The following is an 18755-nucleotide window of genomic DNA, read 5'->3' on the forward strand; positions in this document are numbered from 1 at the left end:
CTGGCGGCACTTCGCGGCGGGCTGTCATCGCGTGTGCTCCTCGAGGAAGGCCACCAACATCACGCGGACGATATTCGGGAGCAGTTCGCCGCGCTGCACCTCGGTCAGCCCCGCCACGCTGTAAACGATGGGGGCTGCGGCGCGGAATATAGGGCGCTCGACCTGAGTCGCGTCCATCGCGCCGGTGCGACACGCTACCCTCAGCTCACCACCTGAGCAGATTGGGGAGCACTCCAGCACGCCCGCTGCCTGGAGGTGAGGGGCGTTCGACAGGCTGGGCATTGGCGGGAGGCTAACACGGGGCCACGATGCAACCGTGCGAAATTGCAGCGTACAAAAGGTATCTGAAGTACGCGGCTTTCCAGATATTATCATGTCGTATCAGCCCAAGGCCCTCACAGCCCAACGCTTGGCTTTAACGGTGCGGCCCGAGAGAGGACTTTTGTCTAGTGCCTATGCCGAGCAGTCCTGACCATTACGACGTCCTTCAAGTCAGCCGGGCGGCCCAGCCCATGATCATCACCAAGGCTTACCGGCTGCTCGCCGCCTTCTACCATCCAGACAACAAGGAGACCGGCGACCGCGAGGCGTTCCACAATGTCGTCGCCGCCTACCACGTGCTGTGCGATCCAGTCCGCCGGGCGGCGTACGACCGCGAGACCTTCGGCACGGCCTCGCCGCCCCCAGGCAATGGCGGTCCCCCAGAGCGAGAACTCTCGGAGCGACGTACCGAGGACGAGCGAGATTTGCGTCGTCAGCTGTTACAGGCCCTCTACAACATGCGCCGTGCTGAGCCACACCATCCAAGCTTGCCGCTCATGGTCATCCCCGAACTCTTCGGCTGCTCGATCGACGAGGCACAGTTCACGCTGTGGTATCTCCGAGGAAAGAAGTTCATCGAGATGACAGACGACGGGATGGCGATCACGGTGGCCGGTGTCGACTTCGTCGAAGGCCAGGATGTTGGGCCGACTACCGAGACTCCACCCGATCCTGCGCTGGGCCCCGGATTGTTCATGCTCGGGGCAGGCGACTAGACTGGACGGTTCAGGCCGGGGCACCATTTCGGTCCCGCCTCCCCGGAGTGCAATTCTTGTCGGTGTCATTCCCGTAACGGTCGCCGGACTGTAAGGACATCTGGCAAGTCACTGATTCGTAAGGTCCTTCCCATTGGCCCTTGCCTTGCTACTATGGTGCCTATGGAGCGGCGTGGCCCGGGACGGCATCCGAGGAGACGCGTGGTGGCACGGTGGCTTGCGCATGCCATTGTCTTGCTCGTACTCGGCTTCGCGGGCGTGGCCAGCGGCACCATCGCGGCGCTCGAGGCGGGTGAACCGCTCACGGGGCGCGTCGTGCGGGTGATGGATGGCGATACCATCGCCGTGCGCATCGACAAGAAGGTCCTCACGGTGCGCTACATCGGCATCAACACGCGCGAGTCCAAGATGCCGGCGGACAGCATGATCGCAGGCCCCACCGAGGCCGCCGAGTTCAACCGGGCGCTGGTCCTGGGGCAGACAGTGCGCCTCGAGATGGATCAACAGGAGAGGGACGCGCAGGGGCGCACGCTCGCCTATGTGTACGTGGGCGATCTCATGGTCAACGCCGAGATGGTCGCCAACGGCTACGCCGCGGTCTCGATCACGCCGCCGAACGCCATGCACGAGGACATGCTCCAGCAGCTCCAGTGGCAGGCCCGGCTGCTCAAGGTGGGGCGCTGGCGTGACTCGCCCTACATCTCGCGCGAGCCGGTGCGCAAGCCCAGCCCGCCGAGCCAGTCGGCCTCCACGGTGCCCGGGGGCGCGCGGCGGCCGGCCGCGCCGCCGCGGCAGTACGGCACCGTGGATCGTCCGGGCGCCGAGCCGCACGATGCCTGGACGTGCCCGATCTCGCACCCGGTGAAGGGCGCGCTGTTGCCGGGGTCGAACGAGCGCGTATTCCACATGCCGGGCGGCGAGGGATACGCGAAGGTCCAACCCGAGCGGTGCTACGCCAGCGCCGAGGAAGCCCGCGAGGACGGCGGGCGCCGCGTCCAGCGCTGAGCTCGCTCAGCCGCCCGGCGGCCGGTAGCCCGCGCCCTGGGCAAGCAACATCGCGTCGAACCCCTCGTCGGGCTGCATGAGCGGCGTCGTCTTGATCTCCTTCACCGCGCCGCCCGCCGCCACCGCCATCGACACCGCCGCGGCGTTCACGTTGTCGGGCACGTCGAAGAACATCACGACGTCGTAGTCGCCCCAGCAGTAGTACCAGGCGTGCAGGATCCCGCCGAGCTTCTCGATCACCGGTCGCATCGCCTCCAGCCGGTTCTCGGGGCGCTGGACCAGCTTGCTCCACGCGGTGCTCGTGTAGGCGGCCTGAACCATGTAGGTGGGCATGCGCGCCTCCTTGCCGGGCGCGCCAGCGGCGCCGCCCGGGCCGTGGGCCCACCGTAGTCCCGGGCGTCCGTCAGGGTCAAGCTGGCGGCGAGCTTCCCGAAGCCGTCGGGGAACTTTACGTCCCGATGACACTCCTCAGGGCATGAAAGCTAACTGATTGAAATGTCGCGCATGTCGTGACGGCACCAATCATGCACTCGGTGCCGCTCGGTCACCGAGAGAAGAGGATCGGCCAATCACCGGATCGGTGCAGGGGACCTCATGACGGAGCTACTCTTCCTCGTGTCGCGCCAGCGTGCCGAGCTCGCCAGCCACCTGAGCCACGAATTCGCGGGCGGCGACGTGCACGTGCTGATCGACCGGCGCAAAGCCGAGCGGCGCCGCAGCGCGGGCGGGCATCCCGGCAGGGCGCGGGAGCGCCGCGGCCACGAGCGCCGCACGCGGCGGGCGACCGATCACGAGCTCCGGTCGATCGGCTACTCCATCGTCCCGCTGGAAGCGCCGCCGGACCGCGCGCTCGAGACGGTGGCGCCGGTGAGCCCGAGCGCGGTGCGTGAGGTGGCGCGCTATCTTGGCGAGGCCTTTCGCCTCGCCACGCCGATCCCATCGTGGGACCTGCGGCGTGACGGGCAGGGGTTCGTGCTCCTCGACCAGGAAGGACGACCCGTGCATCGCCTGCTCTTCGCCAAGGAATTCCTCGACTATTACGGACGGCAGGTCGAGGACCGCATCCCGCGGCTGCTGGACGAGTGGAAGCTCGTCCAGTACGTCGAGATGGCCGGGCCCGAGATGGTGCTCGTGTCCTCCTACGGGGTGCGCACCGGCGGCTGGTAGCCTCTCCGTGCGCTAGCGCGCGCAGGTGTTGTGCCGGCCGCCGTCCACGAAGACACAGTTGCCCGTGATCATCCCCGCGCGGTCCGAGGCGAGGAAGCAGATCATGTCCGCCACTTCCTCGGGCTCGCCGATGCGCCCGATGGGGTGCGTGGTGCGGCTCCGCTCCACGAACGCGGCGTAGTCGCTCTCGCTCATGCCGCTGCGCCGGTGCAGGTTCGTCCGGGTCACCCCGGGATTCACGGCATTGATGCGCACGCCTTTCGGGGCCAGCTCGAGCGAGGTGCACATCACGAACTGGTCCACCGCCGCCTTGCTGCAGCAGTAGGCGAGCACGCCGGGAAACGCCCGCTGCCCGTTGACGCTCGAGACCACCACCACATTGCCCTTGCGGGGGATGAGGGCGGGGAGAGCGAGCTGGACCAGCCGGAACACGGAGCGGACATTGACCGCCATCATCTGGTCCCAGAGCTCGGCCGACGTCGTCTCGACGGTGCCGGTGCCGATGACGCCCGCGCCGCACACGAGCACGTCGAGCCCGCCGAAGGCGCGCACCGTCTCGTCCACCGCGCGCCGGACGTCCTCTTCGCGCGTCACGTCGGCGGTCACCGCGACCGCGCGCTCGCCCGCCGCGCCCATGGCGGCCCGCGTGGCCGTGAGAGCGGCGCGGTCCCGGCCGACCAAGGCCACACGCGCGCCCTCCGCGCCGAAGCGGGCCGCGGCGGCGCGGCCGATGCCGCTGGTCGCCCCGGTGACCAGGACTGCCTTGTCGGTGAAGCTCATGACGATCTCCTTTGGGGATGCGGGATGAAGGCCGCGTGTGCCGGCGGGCCGACGCGCGGTCGCCTCGGGGAGCCTAGCACGGCGCCGCCGTGCCGGGCGCTCGCGCGTCGGACGCCCGCATTTCTTGACTCGCGCGCGGGCCACCGCCTAGCATGAAGCCATGATCAACGCGATGCGGTCGGCTCTCGGCTACTTCGGCCTCGTGAGCGCGGACTCTCCGCGCCGCACGGACGCGATCGATCGGATGCCGGCGCTCACGCGCGGCGCGCGCGCGTCGACGACGCTTGACGGACCCGGCCTCGGCAGCCGCCTCGTGCTGCGCGGCGAGGTCAGCGGCGAGGGCGACTTCCACATCCACGGCAAGTTCGAGGGCGAGATCAACGTCACCGGCAAGGTCTTCGTCGCCGAGGGCGCCCAGGTCGACGCCAACATCAACGCCGCCGCCATCCAGATCGGCGGCGTGGTCCGCGGCAACCTCTCCGCGTCCACGCGCGTGGAGATCCTGCCGTCGGGGGTGCTCACCGGCACGCTGAAGACCGGGAGCTTCTCCGCCGCCGACGGCGCCTCCGTCAAGGGCGAGATCTGGGTGGAGCGCGCCGGTCTCGGCGCGGGCCTGGGCGCGCGTCCCGTCGAGCTCCGCAGCGGAAGCTGATACTCTAGGGGCGTGCTCGACACGCTCCGCGCCTTCCTCAGCGACTCCCGCACCATCCGCCTCGGCCTGATCGCCGTCGCCGTCCTCGTCGCCGTGGGCGCGCTCGCGCTCGGCGGCTGGGCGTGGTGGCAGAGCCAGCAGGCCCAGGGCGCGATGGCCCTGGCCGCCGCCACCGACCTGGCCCAGGCCGCCCAGGCGCCCGGCGCATCACCCGCCGCGCGCGCCGCCGCCATCCAAGCGCTGGAGGCCGTGATCTCCCAGCATCCCCGCTATGCGGGCGTTCCGCAGGCCGCGTATCGCCTGGGGAATCTCCGCTACGCCGCCGATGAATATGCCGCAGCCCGCGGCGCCTATCAGGTCGCGCTGGCCCAGGGTGCCACGGGAACCATCCGCACGCTGGCCGCGGTCGGTATCGGCTACACCTGGGAGGCGGAGAAGGACCTCGCCAAGGCCCAGACGGCGTACGAGGCGGCGCTGACCGGGCTCGCGCCCACGGACTTCCTCTACGAGGGGATCCTGCTCGATCTGGCCCGCGTGCAGGAGTTCGGCGGACGCCGCGAGGCCGCGATCGAGACGTATCAGCGGCTCCTCAAGGACGTCCCGGACAGCCGCCGCGGCGACGACGTGCGCACGCGGATCGCGTCGCTGCAGAGCAGCCCCGCCAAGCCCTAGCGCGCCATCTTCCGCCGGCCCTCGCCGGGCCCTTCCGCGCCAGGTCGGAACTTCCGATAAGAAGTATTATGTCAATCTCCGGACGAGCGGTCCGCCCGTCGACTCACCGCCTTCCTCTAGGGGTGCGCCAGCGGCGTGAACCGCACGGCGTTCCAGTCCACGTGAGCGATGCCGAAGAAGGCGCCCCGCGCAGCATCAAAGGCCCAACGTCCGTAGACGCCCCTGTTGATGGCGCTGCCCTCGGGCACGGGCAGCGGGCCCGCGGGCAGCTTGACCAGCACCTTCGCGTCGAGATCCATCGTCCACACCTCGTTCTGCCCGGCCCAGCCGTACCAGAGCCCGCTGGGGTGTTTGGCGAGCCCGGGGCCCTGCACCCGAAAGAAATCGGTGGCGCCGGTGAACGTCCACCGCTGCGCGCCGGCGTTGAGATCGTCGAGCGAGATGACCTGGATGGCGTCACACGGAGCGCCCTTATACACCCCCGCGCCCTGCGTCGCGTAGCCGCAGCGAGGACCGACGAAGAGGGCGAGGCGCCGCTCGGGGTCGATGCGGAACATCAGCGCCGGATCGGGCTCGGCCACCGCGGGCTGCGGGCCGATCACGCGCTCCCAGACGCCGGCGTCGAAGTCGTAGCGATGCAGCGCCCCGTTACGGGCCACGAAGTAGCCGAGCCGCCGCGTAGGGTCGTAATCGATCATCGCGGTGACGGTGGACCCCGGCGCGTCCGGCAGCTGCTCCCAGCGCGCGGGCGTCTCCCCGAGGTGGAGCAACCAGCTCGTCCGCAGCCCGCCACCCGACCCCGAATAACCCGAGCCGCCAACCATCCACACCGCGTCGAGATGGCTCACGTAGGCGAGCCCGGCATAGGTGTGGCGGGATGTCGGGACGCCGTCCGGATTCGGATCGACGGGATTGCCCGGCCGTGGCGGCGGGGTCTGGGAGGGCTCCGCCACCAGGCGCGACGCGCGGCCGTCGGCGTACACGGCGACCGCCCCGTTCCACCACGAGTCGGCGTGGCCGCCGCCAATGACGATCAGGCGCTGGCGACGGCTGTCGTAGGCGGCGCCGCTCCAGGCCGCGGTCACTGCCGAGCCGGCGGAACCTGGAGGCACGAGCGCGCGCAACGAGGTGCCGGGCAGCGCTTCCCAGCGGCCACCCGACGCCTGGCCCCACGCCGGCGCGGGCAGCGCCAGGAAGATCAGCAGGCCGACGCGGCGAAGCCGGTCCCCCACCCCGCCACTAGCCCGGAATCTGCGCCTCTTCCGGCAACTGATCCCATGCCGGCTTCCACTCCGGCACGGTAAGGCCGGCGGCGCCCGCCAGCGCCGTGACTTCGGCGGCGAAGGCTCGGCGCACCTCGTCGTTGTCGCGCACCTTGAGGCGATACTTCTGGTAGACGCGGTTCTTCGGCGAGCCGGGCCGTCCGAAGATGTTCATGGTGCGGACGAACCAGCGGTCGAGCGCCTGCTGGGCCTCGGCGCGCGTGGCGTCGTTCTGAGTCAGCCGCTGCACCCAGAGCTCGCCGTGCCGGATATGCATCTTCTCCTCTTTGAAGATGCCCTCGATGGCGCGCACCCACGGCCCGTAGGAGCAGTGGCGCACGTCCTCGAGCTGATGCCCGGCGCCCCGGTCCATGCAGAAGTTGAAGAAGATGAAGTCCGCCCAGCGGTCGATCGGGTAGTAGAAGATGTTCACGCGCTTGTCCGCGGCGACACGCGCGGTCCCGATATCGGCCGCGCTATCGTCGAGGCGCAGCGTGAAGTCGTGCCGTCCCACGTGGCCGGCCACGTCCACGCCCAGGTCCTCGAGGAGCCCGTACATCACGTGGGCGTGGCGCACCTCGTCCTTCACGATCTGGGCGACCACGTGCTTCTCCTCGATGGTGGGCGCCTTCATGATCCATGGCACGTAGCCGAAGGCCCCCGCCAGCTCGGAGTCGGCCTGCATGGTCATGAGATGGATGAGGTTCTTCCGGTAGTCGTCGGTCATCTCCTCCGCGGACTCGATGCGCTCCCCCGCCTCGATCCGAGCGAGCAAGCGTGCGTCCTTGCCGTCCATGCTCATCTCCTTTCCACCACCCGCACCGCTTTCCCCTCGCTGCGGGGAATCGTCTTGGGCGGCACGATGCTGATCTCGGGATTGAGGCCCAGGTGGCCGCGCAACCGGTCCGCCACCACGCCGGCGAGCGCGGTGACCTCGACGCGCCGGCCGTCGAAGCCGCCCCATGCTTCCACGGTACGCTCGGCGGGCTCGACGTGCACGGCGAGGGTCGGGAAGGCGGCGGTGCGATCCACCACGAGCTGATAGTGGGGGGCCAGCTCGCCCAGCGTCAGCAGCGCCGCCTCGACCTGCGAGGGGTACACGTTGACGCCGCGGATCACGAGCATGTCGTCGCTGCGCCCCTTGACCCGGGCCATCCGGACGGTGGTGCGCCCGCACGGGCACGGGTCGGGGTTGAGGCTGGTGAGGTCACCCGTCCGGTAGCGCAGCATGGGCAGCGCTTCCTTGGTGAGCGCCGTGAGCACGAGCTCGCCCTCCTCGCCGGGCGGGAGCGGCGTGCCCGTCGCCGGATCGATGATCTCCGGGAGGAAGTGATCCTCGTTGACGTGGAGGCCCTGCCGGGCCTCCACACACTCCGCCGCCACGCCGGGGCCGATCAGCTCCGAGAGCCCGTAGAAATCGAGCGCCGCGCAGCCCCACAGACTTTCGAGCTGGGCCCGCATCGCTTCGGTCCACGGCTCCGCGCCGAGGAGGGCATAGCGGAGACCAATCGCCCGTGGATCCAGGCCTTGCTCGCGCATGGTCTCGCCGATGTGGAGGGCGAACGACGGCGTGCACGCGAGGCCGTGGGAGTGGAAATCCTGGAGCAAGAGAATCTGTCGAAGCGTATTCCCCGAAGACAGGGGTACCACCGTGAGCCCCATGTGCTCGGCGCCATCGTGGAAGCCGAGCCCGCCCGTGAAGAGGCCGTAGCCATAGGCGATCTGGAGGAGGTGGCCGGGCTCCGCCCCCGCCGCGGCGAGGGAGCGCGCCATCACCTCGCGCCAGACCGCGAGGTCGCGCAGCGTGTACCCGACCACGGTGGGCTTGCCCTTGGTCCCCGACGAGGCGTGCACACGGGCCACGAGGGCGCGCGGGACCGCGAAGAGCCCCCACGGGTAATGCTCGCGCAGATCATCCTTTCGCGTGAAGGCGAGCGCGCCGAGATCCTCGAGGTCGCGCAGCGCGCCCGACGCGAGACCGGCCTTCCCGAGCGCCTCGCGATAGAAGGGCACGCGCGCGCCCGCCCAGCCGATCGCCGCGCGCAGCCGGTCGAGCTGCAGCGCGCGCCGGGCGTCCGGCGCCATCGTCTCCGCGTCGCGATTCCAGATCACCGGACGGTCACCGCTCGGAGCAACCAGGACTGCCGCTCCAGGAAGCGCTGGATGGTGTCGAGGAGGCGAGGATCAGACGCCGGATCGAGACGGATCCGGTCCGGGAGCACGTAGTGCACCTCCGGATAGGACACGAGCACCTTCAGGAGCGTGCGCACCTTGGGGTCACGGGCGAGGAGGCCGCCGCGGCCCGGATCCGCCGGACCGGGATCCCAGTCCGGCTGGAACGTCAGGCGCACCTCGCGGCCCTCGCTCATCCCCGGAGCGCGCCGTAGCGCGCCACCATCGCGTCGACCTGTCCTGCCGCCGAGAAGTGCCGCTCGACGACGAGCCGGCCTGCCGCGCCCATGGCCGCGCGGCGGACGGGATCGAGGAGCAGCCCGATCGCGGCGTCCGCGAGATCGCGCGCGTCGGGCTTGGTGAGGAGGCCTGTCTCGCCATCCACGACGACCTCCTCCACCCCGGACGCTCGCACTGCCACCGCGGCGAGGCCGCAGGCATGCGCCTCGGCGAGGACCAGCCCCTGCGTCTCCGTCTCGGAGGCGAAGAGGAAGAGATCAGCGGCCTGATAGAAAGGCGGCAGGGCCTCGCGCGCGTGAGCGCCCACGAGCCGGATCCGGCTCGCGGCCGGGCTCGCGGCCGCCAGGCGGCGCAGGGCCGCGGCATGCGCCCCCTGCCCCACGAGGAGGAGCTCGACTTCGGGCAGCGCGCCGACGATCAGCGCGAAGGCCTCGATGACCCGCTCCACGCTCTTCTCCCGGTCGAGCCGGCCCACGTAGAGACACGAGAGCCGCCTCGGCTCGAGCCCGAGCGCCGCCCGCGCGGCGGCGCGCGCGCCCGGGCGGAAGTGGTCGAGCGGTACACCGGTCGGGATCACAGCCACGGGCGCGCGCACGCCGCGCTCGCGCAGGGTCTCGGCGATGACGAGGGAGGGCGCGACGACCAGGTCCGCGCGGTCGGCGAAGCGACACGCCAGGCGCACCGCGAGCGCGGCGACCATGCGCTCGGGCAGCGGCACGTAGTGGGCGTACTTCTCGTAGCGCGTGTGATAGGTGAAGACCAGCGGGACGCCGAGGCGCCGGGCGAGGCGCCGGCCCGTCAGGCCGAGGAGGAACGGGTGCTGGACGTGGATGACGTCGGGGCGGAAGTCGCGGGCCAGGCGGGCGAGGCGCGGCGAGATGGGCACCGGGACCGCGAAGCCCGGGTAGGTCGGCGCGGGAATCGCGGGATAACGGAAGACGAACGGGGGATCAGCGGCGCCGCGCGCCCCCGGCGCGAAGATCCACGTCTCATGCCCTCCCGCCTCCAGCCCCGCCCGGAGCGTCTCCACCGCGGTGGTGACTCCACCCCGGAACGGCAGGTAGTTGTTGGTGAAGAGGGCGACCCGCATCCACCGCTACTCGGCCGGCGCGCCGGGATCCTTGCCGCGCTCCATGAAGTCTCCCGGCTTGATGGACTCCAGCCACTCCTTCACCTTGTCGGGATCCTCGCCGCGCGGGGCGGTCGCCGCGTCGGGCTCCTTCGCGCTCTCCGACATCTGCGCCTTGGTCACCACCGCCTCGTCCACGAAGATGGGCGCCGCCACGCGGAGGGCGAGCGCAATCGCGTCCGACGGGCGCGCGTCCACGGTGATCTCGGCGGCGCCGAGCTGCAAGTGCAGGACGGCGAAGAACGTGTTGTCGCGGAGGTCGTTCACCACCACCTTCAGCACGCGGGCTCGCAGGGCCTCGAGGATACTCTTCATGAGGTCGTGGGTCATCGGCCGCGCGGTGGGGATCTTCTCCAGCTCGTGCGCGATGGCATTGGCCTCGGCCAGGCCCACCCAGATGGGCAGGGTTCGCTTGTCCTCCTCGTCCCGCAGGATGAGGATCGGGAGCTTGGAGAGCGGGTCGAGCGTCAGTCCCTTCACCTTCATCTCGAGCCACATGACGCGCTCCCTCCTATGCGGGCGATCCGGCGGCCGCGAGGCGGTCCGCGCTCCGCGGCATCAGCACGCCGCGGAGGCTGTGGGGCAGCGCCTCGGTGATGCGAACGTGGACGATCTCGCCGACGAGGTCGCGGCCAGCGCCATCGAAATTCACCACGCGGTTGCAGCGGGTGCGCCCGCTCGCCTGGGCGGCATCCTTGCGCGAGGCCCCATCCACGAGGACCTCCATCTCGCGCCCGACGAGGCGCTGGCTCCGCGCCGCGCCCACTCGCACCGCCGCCTCGAGCACGCGCGTGTTGCGCTCGGCCTTCACCGCCTCGGGGACCTGATTGGCCATCTCCGCCGCCGGCGTGCCTGGGCGCCGCGAGTATCGGAAGGCAAACACATTATCGTAGCCGACCTCCTCCACCGCCTCCACCGTCCGGGCGAAGTCCTCCTCCGTCTCGCCCGGGAAGCCCACGATCAGGTCGGTGGACAGCGCGATCTCCGGCACGGTCTCCTTCAGCTCCGCGATGAGCTCGACGTACCGGGCGCGCGTGTAGCCGCGGTTCATGCGCTCGAGCACCCGGTCCGAGCCCGACTGCAGCGGGAGGTGAAGATACTCGACCACCTTCGGGACGTCGCGGATGGCGCGGATGAGCCGGCTGGTGAGGTTGTAGGGATTCGAGGTGGTGAAGCGGATGCGCGCGATGCCGTCGATGGCGTCCACGCGCTCCAGGAGCGCGGCGAGATCGGTGGCTGGATCGAGGTCACGCCCGTACGCGTTCACCGTCTGGCCGAGGAGCGTGACCTCGCGGCACCCGTGGGCGGCCAGCTCCGTGATCTCGGCCACGACGGCCTCGGGAGTGTGACTGCGCTCCCGCCCGCGCGTGGAGGGCACGACGCAGAACGTGCAGTGCTTCTCGCAGCCCTCCATGACCGTCACGAAGGCCTTGAGGCGCGAGGCGCCGTCGGGCTTCGCGGTGATCTTCACCAGGGGTCCCTCGCCCGTCTCGAGGACGGCGCGCCGTTCGGTCCGCGCCCGCGCCACCAGCTCGCCCACACGGGCGATGGCGGGCGAGCCGAAGACGAGGTCCACTTGCGGCGCGCGGGACTGGATGACGCCCTGACGGAGCTGCGCCATGCAGCCCATCACGCCAATGAGAAGCTCGGGCCGCCGGGCCTTGAGCCGCTTGAGCGTGCCGAGCTCAGAGTAGACCTTGTCCTCGGCCTTTTCGCGGATCGCGCAGGTGTTGAGCAGGATGAGGTCGGCGTCCTCGGGCGAGTCGGTGAGCTCGTAGCGCTCGTGCTTGAGGAGGCCGGCCACCCGCTCCGAGTCGTACTCGTTCATCTGGCAGCCGTACGTGATGAGGTGAAGTTTGGGCATGAATTCCTGGGGGTTACCGTAACACACGAGCCGAACCGCCGCTAGACCGCCTCCTCGAACACGCCGATGCGGCGGAACTTGTCGAAGCGATCCTGCACGAGCGCGTCCCCGGAGCGGGGGCGGAGATCGGCCAGGTGCTGGCGCAACGCGGTCCGCAGGTTGGCCGCGCACTCCTCCCAGTTGCGATGGGCCCCGCCCACCGGCTCCGGCACCACCGCGTCGATGACGCCGAGCTTGGCGAGGTCGGGGGCGGTGACGCGCATCAGCGATGCGGCCTCGGGCGCCTTCGCGGCGTCGCCCCAGAGGATCGCGGCGCAACCCTCGGGCGAGATCACCGAGTAGATCGCGTGCTCGAGCATGAGCACGCGGTTGGCCACGCCAATGGCGAGCGCGCCGCCACTGCCGCCCTCGCCGGTCACCACCGCGATCACCGGCGTGCGGAGCCCGGCCATCTCGCGCAAGTTGCGCGCGATGGCCTCGGCCTGGCCGCGCTCCTCGGCGCCGAGGCCCGGGAAGGCGCCCGGGGTGTCGATGAAGGTGACGATGGGCTTGGCGAACTTGGCGGCGAGCTGCATCAAACGCAGGGCCTTGCGATAGCCTTCCGGGTGCGGCATGCCGAAATTCCGCGCGATGTTCTCGCGCGTGTCGCGGCCCTTCTGATGGCCGAGCACCACCACCGGCACGCCCTCGAACACGGCGAGGCCGCCCACGATGGCCATGTCGTCGCCATACACGCGGTCGCCGTGCAGCTCCAGGAAGTCGTCGAGGAGCAAGCGGAAGAAATCGAGGGCGTGAGGACGCTTGGGATGCCGGGCGATCTGGGCCCGCTGCCAGGCGGTCAGGCTGCCGTAGACGCGGTGCTGGGTGCGGCGAAGGCGCTCCTCGAGCTTGGCGATCTCCTCGCGCGCGGCGGTCCCGTCCTCGGCCGCGCGCAGCGTGGCGATCCGGTTCTCCAGCTCGAGTATGGGTTTCTCGAACTCAAGCTCGTCCGGCATACTCCACGATGATACTGCCCGGCCCCAGCAGGCGCTCCACTTTCGCCACGAGCTCCGGCCCCGGCTCCACCGCGACTGGCGATGCCTTCAAGACCACCTCCTGCTCGGCCAGCAGCACGTGCACGAACAGCGGCGTGGCGCCGCGGTGCTCGTCGCAGGCCGCGCGCACCGCGGTCAGCGTGGCGGGCTCGACGGCGCCGCCGTTCCCCGCCCGCATCCGGATGCGGCAGGCGTGCGCGTGCCGGCCGTTCCCCTCCTCACTGCGTCCATTGGTCCGATACCCGCCGTTGGCCAGGAGCGATTCCTCCAGAGGTTTGACGTCCTCGACGAGCACCACCCGACCCTTGTCCGTCTCGTCGATGCGGCCCTTCACGAGCACAGGTCCCGGCGCGTGGAGCGCGGCGCCGCAGGTCTTGAGCGCCTCGGGGAAGATGGTGAGAGCCACCGCGCCGTCCACCGCGTCCAGCGAGGCGAAGGCCATGCGATTGCCGCTCTTGGTGGCGCGCTCGCGAAGCTGGCTCACCTGCCCCAGCAGCGCCACGCGCGCGCCCACCGGGCGCGCGGCCACATCGGCGGCAGACGCCGTGCCCAGCTGACGGGCGTGGTCCTTGTAACGCTCGAGCGGGTGACCGGAGAGATAGAAGCCGAGCACCTCCTTCTCGTAGCCCAGGAGCTGCTCGGTGGGCCACTCGGGGACGCTCGCCAGCGGGCTCTCCGCCTTGACGGCCGCAGGCGCCGCGCCGGGCGCGTCGAAGAGCGAGGCCTGTCCCTCCTCGCGATCGCGCTGGCGCCGCTGCCCCGCCTCCATGGCTTGATCGAGCCCGGCGAGGAGCGCGGCCCGCGTGGCCCCGCCGCCGTCGAACGCGCCCGCCTTGATCAGGCTCTCCAGCACCCGGCGGTTGAGCAGGCGGAGATCGACCCGCGCGCAGAAGTCGGTGAGCGAGCCGAAGGCCCCGCCGCTCTCCTGCCGCACCTGCACGATGGATTCGATGGCGGTCTCGCCCACGTTCTTGATCGCGGCGAGGCCGAAGCGGATGGTGTCGCCGTCCACGGTGAAGCGCGCGCCGGAGCGGTTGACGTCGGGCGGCGCCACGCGCAGGCCCATGGCGCGGCACTCCTCGATGTACTGGACGATCTTGTCCGTGCGCTCCATTTCCGACGTGAGCAGCGCGGCCATGAACTCGACGGGGTAGTTCGCCTTGAGGTACGCGGTCTGGTAGGCGACTAGGCCGTAGCAGGCTGCGTGCGAGTTGTGGACGGCGATGCCGTTGGCGATGAAGCTTCGCGCCACCGGGACCTCGAAGTCGTACGTCGGCTCCTCGCCGGTCACGACGTAGCCGCGCGGCCGGGACCAGCCGGTGGGCGCATCCGCGAGCGCGTGGAGCGCTGGCGAGTCGAGCTCCTCGGCGAGATACCGGAGCGTGTCGCGACGGAGCCCGCCTTTCGCCCCGTCGGAGAACATCAGCCGGTAGGACACACCCAGGGCGCGGCAGCCGGCCTGGAGGCTCGGGAAGGCCTTCGCGATCGCCTCCCGTACCGGCATGAGGCACAGGGCGCGCGGGATGACGTCCACGGTGCCGCGCGCGAGCAGTCGCGGCGTGTCCGCCGAGGCCTGGAGGAGCGCGGTGAGCGCCCGCCGCTTCCCCTCGAGGAGATGCGGCCCCACCTCGGTCGCGAAGCGTGAGAAGGCGTCACGACCGCCCAAGAGATTGACCGTGAACCCTGGACGCCGGCCGCCCCGATAGGCGAAGGACTTGCGGTGAATGGTCGAGGAGAGGCCCAGCTTGAGGAGGAGCCGCCGGACATCCAGCGCCAGCCCCTCTGACGAGGTGGCGTAGAAGATCGAGCGCGAGGGGGCATGGATGCAGCCATCGCCCTGGAACAGCTTCGCGACCAGGACCGCGATCGCAGCCCGGTCCCAGCGATCCGTCAATGCCGGTAGGCGCTTGGCGATGGCGCGCTGACCTCTGAGCCCGCAGGTCCCGAAGAGGTAGGCGACGGCCCCGCTGGGCTGCGTCCGGTCGCGCCGTGCCGGGCGCACGCAGCCGGCGCGGCCATCACGCCCCTGCTCGATCCTCGCCATCGTGTTCGGGAACCGCTCCATGACCGCGGCCATGTCAGCCCGCTCGTTCTGGCTGCTCGAATAGAGGTAGAAATGTCCCTCGTACCCGAGGCTACCCTCGGACAGGGCATAGCCAAGGAGCGCGGCGTGATGCGCGGGAACAGATTCGGCTCCCGCCGGCAGCTCGCGCGCGACCGCGACGAAGTCGTCGGCGGCCACCTCCTCCGCGTTCACCCAGCCGCGCTGCGTGAAGATCGGATGGTCGGGGGTGCAGCGGACCGTCATCCCATTGGCGAGGCGAAGCTCCCCCACCGTGCGTGTTCCGCTGGGCCGCGCGCCGAGGGCGCGGTAGGCGCCGTCCTTGGTCAGCACGCGATCGCCGGGACGAATCGCGGTGATGGGGCGGCGCGTACCGTCGGCCATCTCGATCTCGGTATCCGCGGTCAGGCATTTGTTGAAGCCGTAGCCCGCGAACTTCTCGATGAGGTCCCAGATGCGCTCGGCCTTGCGCCCGTCGACCTTGTGGGCCTTGCAGCCCTTGATGAACTCCTCGCGCTGCTGGGCCATGAGCTCGCGATCCTTCTTGCCCATCGCCTTGCGGAGGATGTCGGCCTGAGCGAGGGAGAAGCCGGCGAGGTCGGCGGCCAGGCGCATGACCTGCTCCTGGTAGACCATGATCCCGTAGGTCTCCTGGAGGTGCTTCTCCATGGCCGGATGCTCGTACGTGATCTCGGCGCGCCCGTGCTTGCGGTTGACGAAGTCGGGAATCAGGTCCATCGGCCCGGGGCGGTAGAGCGCCACCATGGCGATGATGTCCTCGATGCGTTCCGGACGCAGCCGCTGGAGGGCATCCCGCATCCCCTGGGATTCCAGCTGGAACACGCCGAGGGTGCGCGCCTCGCTCAGGAGCTGATACGTGCGCGGATCGTCGAGGGGCAGGCGGTCGGCGTCGAGCTCGATCCCGCGCGAGGCCTTCACCAGGTTGACCGCGTCCGTGATGACGGTGAGCGTCTTGAGCCCGAGGAAGTCCATCTTGAGCAAGCCGAGCTTCTCGATGGGGCCCATCGCGAAGCCGGTGATGAGCTCGGGGCGCTTGGGATCCTTGTAGAGCGGCACCCGGTCCATCAGGGGCTCGTCCGAAATGACCACCGCGGAAGCGTGCACCGAGGCGTGCCGGGTGCCGCCCTCGAGAGCCTTCGCCACGCTCCAGAGCTCCCCCACCCGCGGATCGCGCTTCACGTTCTGGGCGAGCTCGGGCGACTTCTCCAGCGACTCGTCGAGGCTGATGTTCAGCGGGAAGCTCGGCACGAGCTTGGCGATGCGGTCGGCCTCGCCGTAGGAGAAGCCGAGCACGCGGCCCACGTCGCGGATCACCGCCTTGGCGCCCATGGTGCCGAAGGTGATGATGTGGGCCACCCGGTCCTCGCCGTAGCGGTCGACCACGTAGCGGATGACCTCGTCGCGCCGGTCGTCGGCGAAGTCGATGTCCATGTCGGGCATCGAAATCCGCTCGGGGTTCAGGAATCGCTCGAAGAGGAGCCCGTAACGGATGGGATCCACGTTGGTGATGCTGAGGCAATAGGCGACCAGGGAGCCGGCCGAGGACCCGCGCCCCGGGCCCACCGCGATCCCCTGCCGGCGGGCGTAGGCGATGAAGTCCCAGACGACCAGGAAGTAGCCGGAGAAGCCCATCTTCGAGATCACGCCGAGCTCGTAGCGGAGGCGCTCGACCACGGGGTCGGCGGGCGAGGCGCCGTAGCGGGCCCGGAGGCCCTCGACGGCCAGGTGCTCGAGATAGCCGTCGAGCGTCTCGAAGCCCACCGGCAGCTGATAGTTCGGGAGATGGAATTTCCCGAACGCGAGCTGGAGATCGCAGCGCTCGGCCACCGCCAGCGTGTTGCGGTGCGCTTCCGGCAGCTCCCGGAACACCTCGCGCATCTGGTCGGCGGACTTGAGGTAGAACTCCTCGGTGGAGAACCGCCACCGGTTCGGGTCCGACATGGTGGTGCCGGTCTGGATGCAGAGGAGCGCCTCGTGGGCCTTGGCGTGCGAGGCCTCGAGGTAGTGGGAGTCGTTGGTGCCGCAGATCGGGGCGCCGAGCGCCTCGGCGATCCTGAGCGTGCCCGCTGTCACCTTGGCCTGGTCGTCGATCCCGTGGGACTGGATCTCCATGAAGTAGTGGTCGCGGCCGAACACGTCCTGGTACCAGCCCGCCACCTGCTTGGCCTTGGCGTCCTCGCCCGCCGAGAGGAGCTTGCTCACCTCGGAGTTGAGGCACCCCGAGAGGACGAGCAACCCGTCGGCATGCTGCGCCAGCAGCTCGCGGTCGACCCGCGGCTTGTAGTAGAAGCCCTCGAGATAGGCCTTGGAGACCAGCTTGACGAGGTTCCGGTAGCCCGTCTCGTTGCGCACGAGCACCGTGCAGTGGCTAGCGCCCTCGTAGCCGCCGTCCTGGCTGGAGCGCTCGAAGCGGCTCCCCGGCGCCACGTAGAGCTCGCAGCCCACGATGGGCTTGATGCCCGCCTTCTTCGCCGCGGTGTAGAAATCGATGGCGCCGAAGAGGTTCCCGTGATCGGTCAGCGCGATGGCGGGGAAGCCGAGCCCCTTGGCCGCCTCCACCAGCTTGTCGAGCTGGGCGGCGCCGTCGAGGAGGCTATACTCCGAGTGGACGTGGAGGTGGACGAAATCTCCGCGCGGGTCCTTCCCCATTATGGACGCGTGCTAAGTCCGAGTGGCACGGCATCCCTACTACGAGACCCTGTCCACAATTCGCCATAAGGCAGGACTACCCTGCCCTCTTCCGCGAGCACCCGTTGGCGTTGCCGGAGATACTCCGCCAGGCCAACCTCGTCGCCTAGGACCATTGACAGATCGTGCCCGTTGACGACGAAGAACGTCGGGCGCTTTCCATATGTGATTGACAGAGCCGCCTCGGCGGTAACGCCATTGAGACTAATGAATACTCCCCGCGTGTAAGCGGACTTGCCTTCAATCTTCCCTCTGAAGGTCAGCAGGGCCGCTTCGGAAAGTGGTTCCTTCTCCCATTTCGCCTCAAGCAGGTACGTCTCATGATCGAGATCGAATGATCCATCGATCTGTTCGCCGATGACGCGGAATGGATCTCTCGGATCGAGACCATGGAGAGAGAAGAGCCCGTTCAGAATGCGCTCGAACTCGAGTCCCGCAGCCTGAGGCGACGGCATGGCCGGAAGTCCGAAAAATCGCGTACGCAGATTGGCCAAGTCAGAGGACCGCTTGCTCTGCTTGGACGCGCGAACCTGTTCCTCCGCAAGGGCTTGCTCAACGCGGCTCTTGGCCCAATCCGTGGTCTCAAGCCGCAGAGAGGCAAGGAAGTTGGGGTCCCAGAGATCGGGAATCTTGAAGCCCAAGTCGAGAATCAGTCCGTTGAGCTTGGTGATATCCTCGGGCCCGATCGGCTTCCCGTTCTTCTGTCGGTATGGGATCGCGGCCCGAACGACTTCCAAGATCAATCGCTGAAAGCAGTCTCGCCGCTTTTCTAGAGTGGTCTCCAGCAACGCTACGGTCATCGGGTGCTTACTGCCCGGCTGCCAAAGGTTACCCACCCCGACCTTCTCTGAGATGGACCTGAAGGAGATGTGACCCTTCCAGTCGGCATGACCTGACCAAGGCAGGAAGTCGTAAGAGACGTCGGCGATGCCTGCAATTGCCTTCGACTCGCGCAGCGAGAGAGCCATAA

General features: G+C 69.4%; 18 protein-coding genes. 6 read left to right on the forward strand and 12 right to left on the reverse strand.

Going from position 1 to position 18755, the window contains the following annotated elements; translation table 11 throughout:
• The 3 genes from VFX14_16265 to VFX14_16275 form a co-directional block, all read left to right on the forward strand.
• A partial coding sequence (locus VFX14_16265; GenBank protein HEU5191240.1) for a hypothetical protein occupies positions 1-216 on the forward strand: 216 nt, incomplete at its 5' end.
• Positions 217-455: 239 nt separating this feature from the next.
• Positions 456-1037: a J domain-containing protein gene (locus VFX14_16270; protein ID HEU5191241.1), complete on the forward strand. Its 582-nt coding sequence runs from the start codon at positions 456-458 to the stop codon at positions 1035-1037.
• 204 nt (positions 1038-1241) lie between these two features.
• Positions 1242-2042, forward strand: a complete 801-nt coding sequence (locus tag VFX14_16275; protein HEU5191242.1) for a thermonuclease family protein — start codon at positions 1242-1244, stop codon at positions 2040-2042.
• Positions 2043-2048: 6 nt separating this feature from the next.
• Here VFX14_16275 and VFX14_16280 read toward each other — a convergent pair whose 3' ends face one another.
• Positions 2049-2375, reverse strand: a complete 327-nt coding sequence (locus VFX14_16280) for a GYD domain-containing protein (GenBank protein HEU5191243.1) — start codon at positions 2373-2375, stop codon at positions 2049-2051.
• Positions 2376-2636: 261 nt separating this feature from the next.
• Here VFX14_16280 and VFX14_16285 point away from each other — a divergent pair, with 261 nt between their 5' ends.
• A complete protein-coding gene (locus VFX14_16285) occupies positions 2637-3209 on the forward strand; it encodes a hypothetical protein (GenBank protein HEU5191244.1) in 573 nt (190 codons plus the stop codon).
• A 12-nt stretch (positions 3210-3221) separates the two neighbouring features.
• Here VFX14_16285 and VFX14_16290 read toward each other — a convergent pair whose 3' ends face one another.
• Entirely contained in the window at positions 3222-3989 is a 768-nt protein-coding gene (locus VFX14_16290) for a glucose 1-dehydrogenase (protein ID HEU5191245.1), read from the reverse strand.
• 160 nt (positions 3990-4149) lie between these two features.
• Here VFX14_16290 and VFX14_16295 point away from each other — a divergent pair, with 160 nt between their 5' ends.
• Positions 4150-4641, forward strand: coding sequence for a polymer-forming cytoskeletal protein (locus VFX14_16295; protein HEU5191246.1), 492 nt, complete (start codon positions 4150-4152; stop codon positions 4639-4641).
• Between the two features lie 12 nt (positions 4642-4653).
• Entirely contained in the window at positions 4654-5313 is a 660-nt protein-coding gene (locus VFX14_16300) for a tetratricopeptide repeat protein (protein HEU5191247.1), read from the forward strand.
• Between the two features lie 116 nt (positions 5314-5429).
• Here VFX14_16300 and VFX14_16305 read toward each other — a convergent pair whose 3' ends face one another.
• The 10 genes from VFX14_16305 to VFX14_16350 are packed head-to-tail and all read right to left on the reverse strand — an operon-like array spanning position 5430 to position 18753.
• A complete protein-coding gene (locus tag VFX14_16305; protein HEU5191248.1) occupies positions 5430-6545 on the reverse strand; it encodes a hypothetical protein in 1116 nt (371 codons plus the stop codon).
• A 7-nt stretch (positions 6546-6552) separates the two neighbouring features.
• Positions 6553-7371 carry a Phenylacetic acid catabolic protein gene (locus tag VFX14_16310; protein HEU5191249.1) on the reverse strand — a complete coding sequence of 273 codons (819 nt, stop codon included), beginning with the start codon at positions 7369-7371 and terminating at the stop codon, positions 6553-6555.
• A 2-nt stretch (positions 7372-7373) separates the two neighbouring features.
• Entirely contained in the window at positions 7374-8687 is a 1314-nt protein-coding gene (locus tag VFX14_16315) for a phenylacetate--CoA ligase (GenBank protein ID HEU5191250.1), read from the reverse strand.
• The gene (locus tag VFX14_16320) at positions 8684-8944 is read right to left on the reverse strand and encodes a hypothetical protein (protein ID HEU5191251.1); all 261 of its coding nucleotides are present in this window, start codon (positions 8942-8944) and stop codon (positions 8684-8686) included. The genes VFX14_16315 and VFX14_16320 overlap by 4 nt, the downstream gene beginning before the upstream one ends.
• On the reverse strand, positions 8941-10077 hold the full coding sequence (locus VFX14_16325) for a glycosyltransferase (GenBank protein HEU5191252.1): 1137 nt from the start codon (positions 10075-10077) through the stop codon (positions 8941-8943). The genes VFX14_16320 and VFX14_16325 overlap by 4 nt, the downstream gene beginning before the upstream one ends.
• Before the next feature lie 6 nt (positions 10078-10083).
• Positions 10084-10614, reverse strand: a complete 531-nt coding sequence (locus VFX14_16330; GenBank protein HEU5191253.1) for a bifunctional nuclease family protein — start codon at positions 10612-10614, stop codon at positions 10084-10086.
• Between the two features lie 13 nt (positions 10615-10627).
• Positions 10628-11980, reverse strand: coding sequence for a tRNA (N6-isopentenyl adenosine(37)-C2)-methylthiotransferase MiaB (miaB, locus tag VFX14_16335; GenBank protein HEU5191254.1), 1353 nt, complete (start codon positions 11978-11980; stop codon positions 10628-10630).
• 41 nt (positions 11981-12021) lie between these two features.
• Positions 12022-12975 (reverse strand): acetyl-CoA carboxylase carboxyltransferase subunit alpha, encoded by a 954-nt coding sequence (locus tag VFX14_16340; protein ID HEU5191255.1) that lies wholly within the window; start codon positions 12973-12975, stop codon positions 12022-12024.
• Positions 12959-17746: a DNA polymerase III subunit alpha gene (gene dnaE, locus VFX14_16345; protein ID HEU5191256.1), complete on the reverse strand. Its 4788-nt coding sequence runs from the start codon at positions 17744-17746 to the stop codon at positions 12959-12961. Before dnaE ends, VFX14_16340 begins: the two co-directional genes overlap by 17 nt.
• Positions 17746-18753 carry a restriction endonuclease gene (locus VFX14_16350; GenBank protein ID HEU5191257.1) on the reverse strand — a complete coding sequence of 336 codons (1008 nt, stop codon included), beginning with the start codon at positions 18751-18753 and terminating at the stop codon, positions 17746-17748. Before VFX14_16350 ends, dnaE begins: the two co-directional genes overlap by 1 nt.
• Between the last annotated feature and the right edge of the window lie 2 nt (positions 18754-18755).

The organism is Candidatus Methylomirabilota bacterium (assembly GCA_035764725.1).
Taxonomy (GTDB): domain Bacteria; phylum Methylomirabilota; class Methylomirabilia; order Rokubacteriales; family CSP1-6; genus DASRWT01.

What these genes read in the sequence shown, in the direction of transcription:
- VFX14_16270 (HEU5191241.1), top strand. Translation starts at nt 456, where the DNA reads ATGCCGAGCAGTCCTGACCATTACGACGTCCTTCAAGTCAGCCGGGCG.
- VFX14_16280 (HEU5191243.1), bottom strand. Translation starts at nt 2,375, where the DNA reads ATGCCCACCTACATGGTTCAGGCCGCCTACACGAGCACCGCGTGGAGC.
- VFX14_16285 (HEU5191244.1), top strand. Translation starts at nt 2,637, where the DNA reads ATGACGGAGCTACTCTTCCTCGTGTCGCGCCAGCGTGCCGAGCTCGCC.
- VFX14_16290 (HEU5191245.1), bottom strand. Translation starts at nt 3,989, where the DNA reads ATGAGCTTCACCGACAAGGCAGTCCTGGTCACCGGGGCGACCAGCGGC.
- VFX14_16295 (HEU5191246.1), top strand. Translation starts at nt 4,150, where the DNA reads ATGATCAACGCGATGCGGTCGGCTCTCGGCTACTTCGGCCTCGTGAGC.
- VFX14_16310 (HEU5191249.1), bottom strand. Translation starts at nt 7,371, where the DNA reads ATGGACGGCAAGGACGCACGCTTGCTCGCTCGGATCGAGGCGGGGGAG.
- VFX14_16320 (HEU5191251.1), bottom strand. Translation starts at nt 8,944, where the DNA reads ATGAGCGAGGGCCGCGAGGTGCGCCTGACGTTCCAGCCGGACTGGGAT.
- VFX14_16325 (HEU5191252.1), bottom strand. Translation starts at nt 10,077, where the DNA reads ATGCGGGTCGCCCTCTTCACCAACAACTACCTGCCGTTCCGGGGTGGA.
- VFX14_16330 (HEU5191253.1), bottom strand. Translation starts at nt 10,614, where the DNA reads ATGTGGCTCGAGATGAAGGTGAAGGGACTGACGCTCGACCCGCTCTCC.
- miaB (HEU5191254.1), bottom strand. Translation starts at nt 11,980, where the DNA reads ATGCCCAAACTTCACCTCATCACGTACGGCTGCCAGATGAACGAGTAC.
- VFX14_16340 (HEU5191255.1), bottom strand. Translation starts at nt 12,975, where the DNA reads ATGCCGGACGAGCTTGAGTTCGAGAAACCCATACTCGAGCTGGAGAAC.
- dnaE (HEU5191256.1), bottom strand. Translation starts at nt 17,746, where the DNA reads ATGGGGAAGGACCCGCGCGGAGATTTCGTCCACCTCCACGTCCACTCG.
- VFX14_16350 (HEU5191257.1), bottom strand. Translation starts at nt 18,753, where the DNA reads ATGGCTCTCTCGCTGCGCGAGTCGAAGGCAATTGCAGGCATCGCCGAC.